Below are 15,770 nucleotides of genomic sequence, written 5' to 3'. Positions count from 1 at the left end.
AAAACTTATGGCAGAAAAAAAGATTTTAGTAGTAGATGATGAGGAACATATAGTTGAACTTATAAAATTTAATCTTGAGAAAAATGGATATAAAGTTCTGACAGCTAGTACTGGAGACTTAGGCTTAAAAATTGCAAAGGAAAAAATGCCTGATCTACTTTTGTTAGATTTAATGCTTCCAGGAATGGATGGACTTGAAGTTTGTAAGGAAATTAGAAAGGAACCAATCATATCTTCTATGCCAATCATAATGATTACTGCAAAGAGTGAGGAATTAGATAAAATATTAGGATTAGAACTTGGAGCGGATGATTATATAACAAAGCCTTTTTCTGTTAGAGAGCTTATGGCAAGGGTTAAAGCTATTCTTAGAAGAACTGTAGTAAAATATGAAGATAACAATTTTAAATTTGGTGATATAGTTATAGATTTTGAAAAACATGAAGTAAAGAGAAATGGAGAAAAGGTAGAACTCACCTTAAAAGAATTTGAACTTTTAGAAATACTTATTAAAAATCGTGGAAGAGTTATGACTAGAGATTTTCTTTTGGATAAAATATGGGGATATGAGTATGTAGGGGAAACTAGAACTGTAGATGTTCATGTAAGGCATTTAAGACAAAAGATTGAGAATAATGATAAAAATCCTGTGTTTATTCAAACAATAAGAGGAATAGGATACAAATTCAATTATTCTGAGGGAAGTGAGTAAAATAATCCCATGAAGAAAAAATTAATGTTTTATATCTTATCTTCAATGATATTTATTTTCGGATTTGTGACGTTCTTATTTATAAGCATATTAAATTATCAAAGACAGGAAAATATAAAAGAAAATTTAAAAAACTACAATGGAATTATAATGGAGTTTATTAAAGTTAATGAAACTGATAATAATAAAGCATTGTTTAAAAAACTTGATGATTTAAATATAAGAGTTACAATATTAGACTTAGAAGGAAATGTAAAGTTTGATTCTAAAGTAGATAAAAATAATTTAGAAAATCATAAAGAAAGATTAGAATTTAAAGACGCATTAGTTAGCGGTGAAGGTTATGGAGTAAGAGCTAGTAAAAGTTTAGAAGTAGATACTATTTATTATGCATCAAAGTTTGATAATTACATTATAAGGACTTCCCAACCAGTTAAAGGAATTAATGGTGAGGATAAAACATATATATTCACCTATGTAACAGCAGTAGGAGTTATACTTCTAATTACTATATGGGTTTCCTCAAAGTTGTCTTATATAATCGTAAAACCTATTATGGACTTAGAAAATACTACTTCTATGATAGCACAAGGTGAATTGGATAGAAGAGTTAAAGTGACTTCTAAGGATGAAATAGGCCAGTTAGGTACAAGTTTTAATAAAATGGCAAATAAGCTAGAGTATAGTTTAAATGAAGTTAAAGAAAAACAAAACAGATTATCTGCTATACTTCAGAGTATGGATAGTGGAGTTATTGCTATAGATATTAATGATAATATAATCATAGTTAATGCCTATACGGAAAAAATTTTTGGGATTAATGAAGATGTTATAGGTAAAAATATAAACACAATATCCAAGAATTTTGATATAAGTATGATTTTTAATAATGTAGATGACAATTATAAAGAAGTTAAAATAGATTATCCTAAGGAAGCATATTTAAGAGTTAGAACTGCAGATATTATAAATAGAAGTTATCATATTGGTAAAGTAGCTGTAATACAGGATGTGACAGATGTTAAGAAATTAGAAAATGTCAGAACGGAATTTGTAGCTAATGTTTCTCATGAATTAAAAACTCCTTTAACTTCTATTAAAGGATTTACAGAAACTTTAAGATATGTTGATGATATAGAAACTAGAGATAAATTTTTAGATATAATTGAAGAGGAAGCTGATAGACTTACTAGGCTTATATCTGACATATTGATTCTCTCTGATATTGAATTACAAAAAGACTTTAAAAAAGAAATAGTTGATGTAAATAGAATAATCTCTCATGTTGATGCTCTTATGAGGAATGTAGGAGAGAAGAAAAATTTAAATATTGTAATAAAAGGCGAAAATGTTCCTAATCTAGTTGGGGATAGTGATAAATTTAAGCAAATGCTTATTAATTTAGTTGATAATGCAATTAAGTATTCTGAAAGCGAAGAGATTATTATTAATAGATATTATAAAGATAATCAATGCGTTATTGAGGTAGAAGATAAGGGAATAGGAATATCAGAAGATCATATATCACGCTTATTTGAGAGATTCTACAGAGTGGATAAGGCAAGATCTAGAGCTAAGGGAGGAACTGGTTTAGGTCTTGCAATAGTTAAACATATTGTGTTAGGTTTTAACGGCAATATATCTGTAGAAAGTGCCTTAAATAAGGGAACAAAATTTATAATAACTATACCTTATAGTTAAATCAATGAAAAATTGACAATGGACAATTGAAAATTAAGGTAGAGATTAATTCTTTATGAGTTAATCTCTTTAAATATGTTTTTTGATAGCAATTAAACTGTTGGTTTTTCCCTTAGGGGAACTTAGCCAATTGAGAATTGAAAATGGAAAATTGACAATTCTGGTTGAAATTAATTTTTACAAATTAATTCCTTAAAATGAACTTTTCAATGAAAGTGACTGTGTCACTTCAAAAACAAATCAATTTAAAACTTCTCTTATAAAAGAGAAGTATCCATAATTGTCCATTGTCAATCGTGAATTCTCAGTTGTATAAGGGTTCCCCTAGGGTGAAGTATAATTGGGAGCAATTATTAAATAATTTAACCAATATATTAGAGATATGGTTATTTAATAGTTTTTAAAAAGGAAAAGTACTAAGTTACTTTTCTTTTTTTATTATGAAAAATTATAAAATAATTAAAAAATAATTCTGAACTTCTTCTTTATGGAACAATTACCCATAAATTGTCCATTGTCACTTCTCAATTGTATAGGGTAAGTTTTAATTGTAAATAATACTTAACATTAAGTAAAGTTTAATTAACAAGATGATAAAACTTGCTTAATAAAATCTCTATAAAATAAGCTTGTAAGGAAAATTTGAAAGAAATAATAACATATATATTAGGAGGAAGCAAAATGAAAAGAAAATCAATTAAACTTATACTTACTTCTTTATTAGTAGTAACTTTAGCAGGAGTGTTTATAGGTTGTGGTAAGAAAGATAGTTCATCTTCACTAACTGGAGAGATAAAAATTGATGGTTCTTCAACTGTAGCACCTATTACAGAGGGAATGGCAGAAGAGTTTAATAAAATTCACAGGGATGTTAAAACTCCTATTGGTATATCTGGAACTGGTGGAGGATTTAAAAGATTTGCTAGTAAGGAAATAGATATAAATAATGCTTCAAGGGCAATTAAAGATAAAGAAAAGTCAGAGGCTGAAAAGAATGGTGTTACTTACACAGAATTTAAAGTTGCTTTTGATGGAGTTACTATAGCAGTTAATAAGGAGAATACATGGGTAGATACTTTAACAGTAGATGAGTTAAAAAGTATATGGTCTCCTGATAGTAAGGTTAAGACTTGGAAGGATGTAAGAAATGAATGGCCAGCAGAAGAAATTAAATTCTACTCACCAGGAACAGATTCAGGTACATTTGATTATTTTACAGAAGAAATAAATAAAAAAAGTGGTGCAATAAGACCAGATATCACTCCTAGTGAAGACGATAATACTTTAGTGCAAGGTGTTGCAGGAGACAAAAATGCCATGGGCTTCTTTGGATATTCATATTATGAAGAAAATAAGGATAAGCTAAAGGCTGTTAAAATTGATAATGGCAAAGGTGGAATTGAACCTAGTTTTGAAACTATAAAAGATGGAAGCTATGCTCCATTATCAAGACCATTATTTTTATATGTAAATAATGAGTCATTAAAAAGAGAAGAAGTTAAAGAATTCTTAAAGTTCTATTTAAGTGAAGGAAAATCTATTATATCAGAAATTGGATATGTAGAGTTACCAGATGAAGATTATAATAAAGAATTAGGAAAGATAGAATAGATTAGTTAAAGATGAATAATAAGGGGATAGCCTGTAGGCTATCCCTACTTTAATTTATAAAATAAAGAAATTTTAATAAATTATCTAATTTGAGGTTAAATTAATAAAAGCTAACATTCTGTTAACCTTGTCTTAACATTAGTTATAAGGAAGTTAACATTAAAACCATATAATTAAATCAATAACACAAGGAACACTGTAGGAGGAAAGCATATGTCATCTAAAAGGAGAAATATTAATAAAAAAGAGTTCATAATAGAAAAGTTTTTGCAGGGATTTACATTATTAACTATATTAACAACCGTAGCAATTATAATTATTTTATCTAAAGAATCTTTTATATTTTTTAAAGATATAGGAATTGTAAGATTTTTTACAGAGAAGAAATGGACTCCTCTTTTAGAACCTAAGCACTTTGGAATATTGCCACTATTAAACGGCACATTAATAATTGGAGTTACTGCAATTATAATTGCCATTCCTATAGGATTAGGAGCAGCAATTTATTTAAGTGAATATGCACCCAAAAAAGTAAAAAACATACTTAAACCAATGGTGGAAATTCTAGCAGGTATACCATCTATAGTTTATGGATATTTTGCACTAACATTTATAACGCCTTTACTTCAAAAAATCTTTCCTAACATAGAGATATTCAATGCTCTAAGTGCAGGAATTGCTGTAGGAATAATGATTATACCTATGATTTCATCTTTGAGTGAGGATGCTATGAGTTCTATATCTTCATCTGTAAGAGACGGTGCTTATGCATTAGGAGCAACAAAATTGGAAGTAATAACAAAAATAGTTATACCAGGAGCAATATCAGGAATTATATCATCTTTTATATTAGCTATTTCAAGAGCAATAGGAGAAACTATGATAGTCGCAATTGCAGCAGGATCTAGACCATCATTAACTTTAAATCCACTTAAAAGTATACAAACAATTACAGGGTATATGGTTAATGTAGCAATGGGGGATGTGCAAAGAGGGACTATAGAATATCAAACTATTTTTGCAGTAGGAACAGTATTGTTTTTACTTACATTTATATTGAATATCATTGCTAAAAAAGTAGTTAAAAAAGGAAAGGAGCTTCAAAATGTCTAATGAAGGATATGCCATAAATAAAACTTCCTCTAAGGAAAATCATAGAATTAAGGAAGAAAACAATTTAAAACGAAGAAAAATAAAAAATACATTATGTAAATCCGTATTTCTAGCTTGTACATTACTTGCGTTAGTAACCTTAGTACTTCTTATGTTTTCTATAATAAAAGATGGAATTAAATATTTAGATCTAAACTTTTTAACTAGTTTTCCATCAAGATTTGTAAGTAAGGCTGGAATATTACCAGCTCTTGTAGGCAGTATTTATTTAATATTTTTAACAGCAGTAATTTCTTTTCCTATAGGAATTGGAACTGCTATATATATTGAAGAGTATATGAAAAAAAGTAGATTAAGAGAATTTTTAGAACTTAATATTTCTAACTTGGCAGGAGTTCCATCTATAGTTTATGGAATGCTTGGATTAGGAGTCTTTGCAGTAGTATTAGGCAGAGGAGTGCTCACTGGAGCATTGACATTATCCTTATTAATATTGCCTACTATAATAATTACCACAGAAGAAGCTCTTAGAAATGTACCTATTGCAATTAAAGAAGGTTCTTATGCCTTAGGAGTTTCAAAATGGCAAAGTATAACAGGAGTTATCTTACCTTATGCAATGCCAAGTATATTAACTGGTACAATACTTTCCATATCAAGAGCATTAGGAGAATCTGCACCGCTTATCATGGTAGGAGCTTTAAGCTATGTAGCCTTTTTACCAGAAGGACTTACAAGCTCATATACAGCACTACCAATACAAATTTATAATTGGACTTCAAGGCCACAAGCAGAATTTCAAAGATTAGCAGCATCAGGAATAATAGTACTACTTGTAATTTTATTAACTGCTAACAGTATAGCAATATTATTAAGAAATAAATATAATAAGAATTTACATTAAGACTAGGAGAGATAATATGACTTCTAAAATAAAAGTTGAGGATTTTAGCTTTTACTATGGTGAAAAAAAAGCCTTAGATAATATAAATTTGCAGATTGAAGAAAGAAAAATAACTGCATTAATAGGTCCTTCGGGATGTGGCAAATCTACATTTTTAAGAAGCTTAAATAGAATGAATGATTTTATAAGTGATGTAAAATATGAAGGAAAAATTCTTATAAATAATAATGATATCTTAACTGAAAATATAGATACAATTGAACTTAGAAAGTCAGTGGGCATGGTATTTCAAAAAGCTAACGTTTTTCCAAAGTCTATATATGAAAATGTAATTTATGGTCCTAAGAGATATGGAATAAAAGATAAAAATAAATTAGATGAAATAGTGGAAAGTAGCTTAAAAAGAGCTGCGCTTTGGAATGAAGTAAAAGATGTTCTAAATAAATCAGCTTTTAGATTATCTGGAGGACAACAACAAAGACTATGTATTGCAAGAGCATTAGCCTCTAAGCCAGATATAATTCTTATGGATGAACCTACTTCGGCCCTAGATCCTATTTCAACATTAAAAATTGAGGAACTTATGGAAGAATTAAAGAAGAATTACACAGTAGTTGTAGTTACTCATAATATGGAGCAAGCTGCAAGAACTTCAGATTATACAGCGTTCTTTTTAAATGGTAAACTTATAGAAATGAATATTACTAATAATATTTTTTCTAATCCTAAAAATAAAAAAACAGAGGATTATATTTCAGGTAGATTTGGTTAATATAACTGGAGGCAGAATATGAATAATATTAAAGTAGAAAATTTAAATTTATTTTATGGCGAAATGCAAGCTTTAAAAAATATAAATATTGAGATAATGGAAAATAAGATAACAGCTCTTATCGGTCCTTCAGGCTGTGGGAAGTCTACGTTTTTAAGAACATTGAATAGAATGAATGATTTTATAGATAACGTAACTATTAAAGGAAACATAAGCTATTTAGATGATAATATATATGAATATGATGTTATAAGGCTTAGAAAAGAGATAGGAATGGTATTTCAAAAGCCTAATGTTTTCCCTAAATCTATATATGAAAACATAGTCTATGGTCCTAAAATCCATGGAATTAAAGATAAAAAACTTCTAGATAAAATAGTAGAAGAAAGTTTAAAGGCTGTAAACCTGTATGATGAAGTTAAAGATAGACTTAATAAAAGTGCATTATCACTATCTGGTGGACAGCAGCAGAGATTATGTATTGCTAGAACAATAGCAGTTAAGCCTAAGGTGATATTAATGGATGAACCTACTTCAGCCTTAGATCCTATTTCAACTTCAAAAATTGAAGAACTTATGGATAATTTAAAAAGTGAATACACTATTGTTATAGTAACTCATAATATGCAGCAAGCAGCTAGAATATCGGATTATACTGCATTCTTTTTTAATGGAGAAATTATAGAGTATGGAAAAACTAAGGAACTTTTTTATAAGCCTAAGGACAATAGAACAGAAGATTATATTACAGGAAGAATAAGTTAGGTGGTGAAATAATGTCAAGAAAATCCTTTGATACAGAATTATTAGAACTTCAAAATCAATTATCTAAGATGACTTTAGCAGTAAGTGAGCAAATAAAGAACACAATGGATGCCCTTATAAAGCAAGATGTGAACTTGGCAAAAGATATAATTAAAAAAGATGATATAATTGATGATTTTGAAAATGATATAGGCGATAAATGTGTGACTTTAATAGCTACGAGACAACCATTAGCTACTGATCTAAGAACTATATTTACTATAAGTAAAATTGTAACAGATCTTGAAAGAATTGCAGATCATGCAGTGGATATTTCAAAAATTACATTACAACTTTGTGATGAAGAATATATAAAGGAACTTAGAGATATATCTAAAATGGGAGTTTTAGTTAGTAAGATGATAGAGGGCTCAATTGAAGCTTACTTAAATAAAAGTGAGGAAAAAGCACTAGAGATTTGTCGTATGGATGATCAGGTTGATAAATTATATAACAATGTATTTTCAGAGCTTTTGATGATAATGACTAAGAAACCAGAAGTAATAGAGCAAGCTACAAGATTGTTATTTGTTTGTAAGTTTCTAGAAAGAATTGGAGATCATACTACTAATATATGTGAATGGACAATTTATCTTCTAAGTGGTAAAAAAATTGATTTAAATGAATAAAGACAAGGCGATTCATAAAAGAAATACCAAAATAGTGATTATTTATTTTTAAAGAGTATTTTAACCAATTTGTAATATTTAATTTATATTATTGTAACTTTTAGAATATTAAAATTTAATATAATTAAATTACTAATAATCATATTAAAATAGGTAATGAATTTCACAATTACCTCCTAAAGATTAGAGAAAAATGCTTATTATCCTTAAGCATTTTTCTTTTGCAAAAAATATCATATTTCATTTTAAATTATTTATAATTGTTATTATACTATAAAATTTTCCTGCAAATTGTTTATTAAGTAAGGAGATATTCAAATTGATAATAACCCTTATGCATTTACATTGACTATTGAATATAATTGATATATTATAACATAATAGCAGATATAATATGTTTTTTAAATTAATATTAAAGTGATTATTAATAGAATTTAGTAACTCATAGAAGTAGTTAATAAAATATAAAGTTAAAATTAAAGATAAAACTAGATATAATAAATAATTGTTAGGAGTCTTATGAAAGCAATAATGATTTTATTTTAAATATAAGTGAATATAAAAATTGTATAATGCTAATTTTTAAAATTCAAATACTACTATTATTTTAAAATATAGTATAAAAAACTAATAGAACAGGAGGAAGAAATGTGAAAAATTTAGTATCAAAGGTTCTTCCTAATAGCATAGCAGAAGAAGTGGAAATTGAATCAGGTGATAAGCTTATTAGTATTAACGGTAATAATGTTAAGGATATTATAGATTATAAATTCTTAATCACTGATGAGTATTTAGAGCTAGAAGTTGAAAAACCTAATGGTGAGATATGGGAAATAGAAATAGAAAAGGACTATGATGAAGATCTAGGTATAGTATTTAAAGAAGCTATATTAGATAGGCCTATGAGCTGTCATAATAAATGTGTATTTTGCTTTATTGACCAATTGCCACCAGGTATGAGACAAACTTTATATTTTAAGGATGATGATTCAAGATTATCTTTTTTACAAGGAAATTTTCTAACTTTAACTAATATGAAGGAAGAGGACATTGAAAGAATAATAAAATATAGAATTAGTCCTATAAACGTATCTGTACATACTACAAATCCTGAACTGAGAATAAAAATGTTAAATAATAGATTTGCTGGCAACATATATGATATACTAAAAAGGCTAGCAGAAGCAGGCATAAAGGTAAATACTCAAGTTGTTTGTTGTCCTGACATAAATGATGGAGAAGAACTTATAAGAACTATTGAGGATTTATATGTTCTTTACCCAAGTGTGGAAAATTTAGCAGTAGTTCCGTTAGGAATAACTAAATTTAGAGCTAATTTACCACATTTAAAACTATTTACTAAGGAAAAATCTAAGGAACTTATAGAAAGTGTTAAAGTTCTTCAAGATAAGTATGTAAAAGAAAATGGAACTCCTTTTGTAAGATTATCTGATGAGTTTTATGTAATGGCTGAAAGTGAACCTCCATCAAAAGAACATTATGGAGGATATGAGCAATTAGAAGATGGAATCGGAATGATAAGAATATTAAAAAATACCATAAAAGAACAAGTGGAATATTTAAATAAAAAGGGTAAAGGTAGCTTTACTATGATTACGGGGGTTTCTGCTAAAACTGTTTTAGAGGAAGTTGCTAACAGTATAATGAAAGTAAATTCTAATATTAAAATTAATGTAATAGCAGTAGAAAATAAGTTTTTTGGTACCACAATAACTGTGGCAGGACTTTTAACTGGTATAGATATAATTAATACTGCTAAGGGAGAAACTCTAGGAGATTATATTATAATTCCAAATAATATGCTGAAAAAAGGATATGAGCTTGGAGAAGAGATAGAAGGATTATTGCTGGATGATTATACTGTAAGAGATTTGGAGAAGATATTAAATAAGAAATTCTTAGTGTGTGATTATGCTGGAGATGATCTAATCAATATACTAAATAAACATTTAGAGGAGGAGTAAAATGGGAAAGCCAATAGTTGCAATAGTTGGAAGACCTAATGTTGGTAAATCCACATTATTTAATAAATTAGCTGGAAAAAGAATAGCTATAGTTGAAGATACACCAGGGGTAACGAGAGATAGAATATATGCTGAAGCTGAGTGGCTTAGACATAATTTTACAATAATTGATACTGGTGGTATTGAGCCAGAAAATGAAGATATTATTATGGCACAGATGAGAAGACAAGCGAACATGGCTATAGAAACAGCAGATGTTATTATCTTTATAGTTGATGGAAAAGTTGGGCTTCATCCTTCAGATCATGAAGTGGCTCAAATGCTTAGAAAGTCTAAAAAACCAATAGTATTAGTTGTTAATAAAATAGATAGAATAGAGCTAGAAGATAATGCTTTTGAATTTTATAATTTAGGTATAGGAAATCCCATAGCAATATCTGCATCTCAAGGATTAGGCCTTGGAGATATGCTTGATGAAGTTGTTGCCCATTTTAATGAGGATGAGTTATCAGAAGAAGAAGAAGAGTACATAAAAATTGCTATGATTGGAAAGCCAAATGTAGGAAAATCATCTCTTATAAATAAAATTTTAGGGGAAGAGAGAAATATTGTAAGTAATATTCCAGGAACAACAAGAGATGCTATAGATAGCAAAATAGAAACAGAAGAAGGTAAATTTACATTAATAGATACAGCAGGACTTAGAAGAAAGAGTAAAGTTAAGGAAGAAATAGAACGATATAGTGTAGTTAGAACATTGACTGCTATTGAAAGAGCAGACATATGTATTCTTATGATTGATGCTACCGAAGGCTTAAGTGATCAAGATGAGAAGATTGTAGGATATGCTCATGAATTAAATAAAGCAATTATGGTTGTTGTTAATAAGTGGGATTTAATAGAAAAAGACGATAAGACTATGAGAAATTTCCAAACGGATATTGCTAAAGGGTTATCATTTATGTCTTATGCATCATATTTATTTATTTCTGCTAAAACTGGCCAAAGAGTAAATAAAGTTCTTCAGATGGCTAGAGAATGTTATGATAACTATAATAAGAGAGTAGCTACAGGAGTGTTAAATGATGTAATAAGTAAAGCAGTACTTATGAAAGAACCACCAGTAGTAGCACTTAAAAGATTAAAAATATTTTATGTAACACAAGTAGGTACAAAGCCGCCGACTTTTATATTTTTTGTTAATGATCCTAGCTTACTACATTTCTCTTATGAGAGATATTTAGAAAATCAATTGAGAGAAAGCTTTGACTTTAAAGGAACAGGTATTAAACTAATATTTAGAGAAAGAAAAGAATAAAAGGGTTTTGGGGAGATGATTTAAGGTCATGTTAAAGGTTGCATTTTTAGGCGGAGGAAGCTTTGGCACTGCCTTAGGAGTTATGTTATCCAAAAAAGGAATAGAGATTTCTATTTGGGCAAATGATAGAGCTATAGTTGAGGATATAAATGTAAAGAGGGAAAACATAAAATATTTACCAAATGTGGCAATACCTTCGAATATAACTGCTTATTCAGATATGGAGAAGGCAGTAAAGGATAGTGATATAGTTGTGCTAGCTGTACCATCTCATGCTGTAAGAGAAGTTAGTAAAAAGCTATCACAATATATTAACAATTCTCAAATTGTAGCTACTGTTGCTAAGGGAATAGAAGGCGGAACTTTAAAAAGAATGTCAGAGATAATAGAAGAAGAAATAAAGGATATACCTGTAGTTGTAATTTCAGGTCCAAGTCATGCGGAAGAAGTAGCACAAGATATACCAACTACCATAGTTGTTTCCTCAAAGAATATGGAAGCATCAAGTAAAGTACAAGATATATTTATGTCAAATAAATTTAGAGTTTACACAAATGATGATTTAATAGGAGTAGAAATTGGTGGAGCTTGTAAAAACATTATAGCATTAGCAGCAGGTATATCTGATGGAATTGGTTATGGTGATAACACAAAAGCTGCATTAATGACTAGAGGTATGAGCGAAATAATTAAGATAGGTATGAAGTTAGGTGGAAGAGCAGAAACTTTTTACGGACTTACAGGAATGGGAGATCTTATAGTAACTTGTACTAGTATCCATAGTAGAAATAGAAGAGCGGGAATACTAATAGGAAAAGGATTGACTAGAGAAGAAGCTACGAAAGAAGTAGGTATGGTAGTTGAAGGAATAAAAGCTTGCAAAGCCTTCTATGAATTAAAGGAAAGAGAGCAGATATCTATGCCTATAACAGATACCTTATATAAGGTTTTATTTGAAGATAAAGACCCTAAATATGGAGTTTATGAATTAATGTCAAGGGACAAAAAAGATGAGCATAATTTTATATCATAAAGAATATGTAGAGAAAGAAGAGTTATCTTCTTTCTTTTTTATTTATATATTTTAAGCAATGGAGGATTGAGAATGGACAATTGACAATTATGGTGGAAATTAGCTTTAATCAAATTAATTTCTTTAATAGATTTTTTAACTAGCAATACAATTGCTAGTTCTCCACCTCTAGGGAACAGCTTAATCAATGGAAAATGAAGAATGAACAATGCACAATTATGGTTGAAATTAATTCTATAAATTAATTTCTTTAAATAGATTTTTAAATAAAAGTTACTTTGCCACTTAAAAAATAAATCAATCTAAAACTTCTTCCATAAAGAAGAAGTAGCAATAATTCTCCATCTTCAATAGTCAATTTTCAATTGTATAAGGGTTCCCCTGAGGTGCAGTATAGTTGGGAACAATATTAATGATTTAAACAAATACTATGAAAAAATCATATAAATCATATATGAGAATATTTTTATTAAGAAGTTACTTTGCCGCATGAAAAGAAATCAGTTGAAAACTTCTTTCCTAAAGAAGAAGTATCAATAATTCCCCATTATCAATAGTTGTCTATTATCAATTCTCAACCCTATAGCAATGTAAATTCAAATAATTTAATAGCATAATTATTTGAATGCATATATTAGATTTAAAAGTAGTACATCTATATTGATGAGAGGAAGTGAGAAGTTCTTTATATTTTAATTTTTTATATAAGAATTCTTATACAAAAAATTAAAATATTGTATGAACTAAAGTTTTAATTAATAAATCTACACCTTAAGAGTTCCCTAAATATTCAATAAAAAATTGGTATATTTAAAAGTTTTTTCCAATATATATATAGTGTTAATATTTAGTTACAGGAGGGTGGAACTTGGAAAACTTTGATATATACAAAGATATTGCTGAAAGGACTCAAGGGGACATATATGTAGGGGTAGTCGGCCCAGTAAGAACAGGAAAGTCAACCTTCATAAAAAGATTTATGGAGATGATGGTAATACCTAACATAGATAATGTCCACAAAAAAGAAAGAGCTAAAGATGAACTTCCACAAAGCGGTTCTGGCAAATCAATTCATACAACGGAACCCAAATTTGTGCCTAATGAAGCAGTTGAGGTGAAACTTGAAAATGGCACTAAGTTTAAGGTTAGAATGGTGGACTGTGTTGGATATATAGTAAAAAATTCTTTAGGATATAATGAAGAAAATGCACCTAAGATGGTAACTACACCTTGGTATGACTATGAAATACCCTTTGAAGAAGCAGCAGAAATTGGAACCAAAAAGGTTATAAATGAGCATTCTACTATTGGGATATTAGTAACCACTGATGGAACGGTAACAGGTTTAGAAAGAGGCGATTATGTTGATGCTGAAGAAAGAGTTGTAGAGGAACTAAAAAGAATAAATAAACCATTTATAATGTTATGTAACTGTAAAGACATAAAATCCCCAGAAAGTATGGAACTTCAAAAAGAATTAGAAGAAAAATATGATGTTCCAGTACAATTAATTAATGTAATGGAAATGAATGAGCAAGATGTATCAGACATATTTAGTAATGTACTTAAAGAGTTCCCAGTTAAGGAAATCAACATAGATATGCCAGAGTGGATAGAGACCCTTAACGGTAAGCATTGGTTAAAGATTAATTTTATGACTATACTTAGAGGAATGTGTAAAGATATATTTAAGGTAAGAGACATTAAAAAGGCTTTAGAATGTTTCGAGGGAGTAGAATTTTTATCAGGAATAAAAGTTAAAGAAATGAATATGGGTGATGGGACTGCCCAAGTCAATATAATTCCTAAACAGGAATTATTTTATAGAATTCTTGGTGAAGTATGTAATACTGAAATTAATAGTGAAAGTGATTTACTGAAGATGATGGAAAACTTCTATAAGGCTAAGGTAGAGTATGATAAGATTGCAGATGCATTAATAGATGTAAATAATACAGGATATGGATTAGTTGCACCTCAATTGTCAGAAATGAAATTAGAAGTACCTGAGCTTATTAATAGTGGAAGCAAGAAAGGGGTTAAACTTAAAGCATCCGCTCCGTCACTTCACATAATTAGAGCAGATATAGAAACAGAAGTTCCTATTATGGGAAGTGAAAAGCAAAGTGAAGAATTTTACAAATCAATTCTTGATCAATTTGAAAATGATCCATCACAAATTTGGCAAAGTAATATGTTTGGTAAACCACTTGAGGTTTTGGTTAAAGAAGGACTTCAAAGTAAACTTTATAAAATGCCAGAAGATGTTCAACATAAGCTTCAAAAAACCCTTCAAAAAATCATTAATGAAGGTAGTGGCGGATTAATTTGTATAATTTTATAGTACATGTTTTATTAGTCTAAATAATAGCTATGAGTTAAAAGTTGACTCGTAGCTATTATTTTTTCAAAAAATTTCAAAGTATATTAAATTATGTAAGATAATTTCTTCTTAATATATTTCTTAAAGTATATTCTAAAAAATAAAAGTTTTAACAATTGGCTTTAATCACAATTTTTTATTCTTTATTCTTAATTTTTAATCCACAAATAAAAATTTTCCTTATAACAATTAAAATATTGTATAAAATTCAATTAATAAACTAATAAATTTATTATCTAGAACTTTATTTCATAAAAGCAGATATATATTAATTTACAAATGCCAAAAATAAAAATAACTTCATAAATTAATAAAAACCTTATAGGATAAGAGGGTTTCTTAATGCAGATAATAAGGTTGTAAAAGAAAATTATTATCTAAGGAGGAGAAGTTCTATGGAAAGTATAAATCAAATGATTGAAGATGGATACAAAATTTTGAAATTTAAAAGAGATGTTGATTTAATTTCAGGAAGCGAAATAGGTGAAATAGAGATGAAAGCCTTAGATGGTAAATTATGTGTTGTCACTATAGACGACAATGGCGCAGATGATATAGAAAAAATAATGTTTAAATATTTAAGAAACGATTAGTATAATTTATGAGAGTAGTTTATTGTAAAATTATAGAAAATGATTTTGCAATATAAATACTCTTTTTTTCCTTATTAAAGGAAGAATCCTATTTATGAAGAATTTATTAATAGAAATTATTTGATTATTTTACATATAATGTTTTAAAATTTGCTAAATTGTTTAGTTTCAAATTTAAAGGGTTTAAATATTTTAAATATGTTGTAAAATAT

13 protein-coding genes are annotated in these 15,770 nt (G+C 28.3%); all 13 read left to right on the top strand.

What is annotated here, in order from left to right:
• Positions 1 to 7 precede the first annotated feature (7 nt).
• The 13 genes from ACY1IQ_RS01095 to ACY1IQ_RS01035 all read left to right on the top strand — a co-directional run bounded on the left by ACY1IQ_RS01095 (position 8) and on the right by ACY1IQ_RS01035 (position 15,558).
• Positions 8 to 712, top strand: coding sequence for a response regulator (locus ACY1IQ_RS01095; protein WP_461612211.1), 705 nt, complete (start codon positions 8 to 10; stop codon positions 710 to 712).
• A gap of 9 nt (positions 713 to 721) precedes the next feature.
• Complete coding sequence (locus ACY1IQ_RS01090) at positions 722 to 2,413, top strand: HAMP domain-containing sensor histidine kinase (protein WP_461612210.1); 1,692 nt, start codon at positions 722 to 724, stop codon at positions 2,411 to 2,413.
• 681 nt (positions 2,414 to 3,094) lie between these two features.
• Positions 3,095 to 4,024, top strand: a complete 930-nt coding sequence (locus ACY1IQ_RS01085) for a PstS family phosphate ABC transporter substrate-binding protein (protein ID WP_461612209.1) — start codon at positions 3,095 to 3,097, stop codon at positions 4,022 to 4,024.
• 213 nt (positions 4,025 to 4,237) lie between these two features.
• Complete coding sequence (pstC, locus tag ACY1IQ_RS01080) at positions 4,238 to 5,137, top strand: phosphate ABC transporter permease subunit PstC (protein WP_461612208.1); 900 nt, start codon at positions 4,238 to 4,240, stop codon at positions 5,135 to 5,137.
• Entirely contained in the window at positions 5,130 to 6,041 is a 912-nt protein-coding gene (pstA, locus tag ACY1IQ_RS01075) for a phosphate ABC transporter permease PstA (RefSeq protein ID WP_461612207.1), read from the top strand. Before pstC ends, pstA begins: the two co-directional genes overlap by 8 nt.
• 16 nt (positions 6,042 to 6,057) lie before the next feature.
• Positions 6,058 to 6,813 carry a phosphate ABC transporter ATP-binding protein PstB gene (gene pstB, locus ACY1IQ_RS01070; RefSeq protein ID WP_461612206.1) on the top strand — a complete coding sequence of 252 codons (756 nt, stop codon included), beginning with the start codon at positions 6,058 to 6,060 and terminating at the stop codon, positions 6,811 to 6,813.
• An 18-nt stretch (positions 6,814 to 6,831) separates the two neighbouring features.
• Entirely contained in the window at positions 6,832 to 7,578 is a 747-nt protein-coding gene (gene pstB / locus ACY1IQ_RS01065) for a phosphate ABC transporter ATP-binding protein PstB (protein ID WP_461612205.1), read from the top strand.
• Positions 7,579 to 7,589: 11 nt separating this feature from the next.
• Positions 7,590 to 8,246, top strand: coding sequence for a phosphate signaling complex protein PhoU (gene phoU, locus ACY1IQ_RS01060; RefSeq protein WP_461612204.1), 657 nt, complete (start codon positions 7,590 to 7,592; stop codon positions 8,244 to 8,246).
• A 650-nt stretch (positions 8,247 to 8,896) separates the two neighbouring features.
• Entirely contained in the window at positions 8,897 to 10,231 is a 1,335-nt protein-coding gene (locus ACY1IQ_RS01055) for a DUF512 domain-containing protein (protein ID WP_461612203.1), read from the top strand.
• Between the two features lies 1 nt (position 10,232).
• Positions 10,233 to 11,549, top strand: a complete 1,317-nt coding sequence (der, locus tag ACY1IQ_RS01050; RefSeq protein WP_461612202.1) for a ribosome biogenesis GTPase Der — start codon at positions 10,233 to 10,235, stop codon at positions 11,547 to 11,549.
• 28 nt (positions 11,550 to 11,577) lie between these two features.
• On the top strand, positions 11,578 to 12,582 hold the full coding sequence (locus tag ACY1IQ_RS01045) for an NAD(P)H-dependent glycerol-3-phosphate dehydrogenase (RefSeq protein ID WP_461612201.1): 1,005 nt from the start codon (positions 11,578 to 11,580) through the stop codon (positions 12,580 to 12,582).
• Between the two features lie 868 nt (positions 12,583 to 13,450).
• Positions 13,451 to 14,926, top strand: a complete 1,476-nt coding sequence (gene spoIVA / locus ACY1IQ_RS01040) for a stage IV sporulation protein A (RefSeq protein ID WP_461612200.1) — start codon at positions 13,451 to 13,453, stop codon at positions 14,924 to 14,926.
• A gap of 434 nt (positions 14,927 to 15,360) precedes the next feature.
• Complete coding sequence (locus ACY1IQ_RS01035; RefSeq protein WP_461612199.1) at positions 15,361 to 15,558, top strand: hypothetical protein; 198 nt, start codon at positions 15,361 to 15,363, stop codon at positions 15,556 to 15,558.
• Positions 15,559 to 15,770 lie beyond the last annotated feature (212 nt).

It is taken from the genome of Clostridium sp. Marseille-QA1073 (assembly GCF_054863625.1).
The sequence above is the reverse complement of the archived record's forward strand: the minus strand, read 5'-3'. Positions and strand labels throughout refer to the sequence as shown.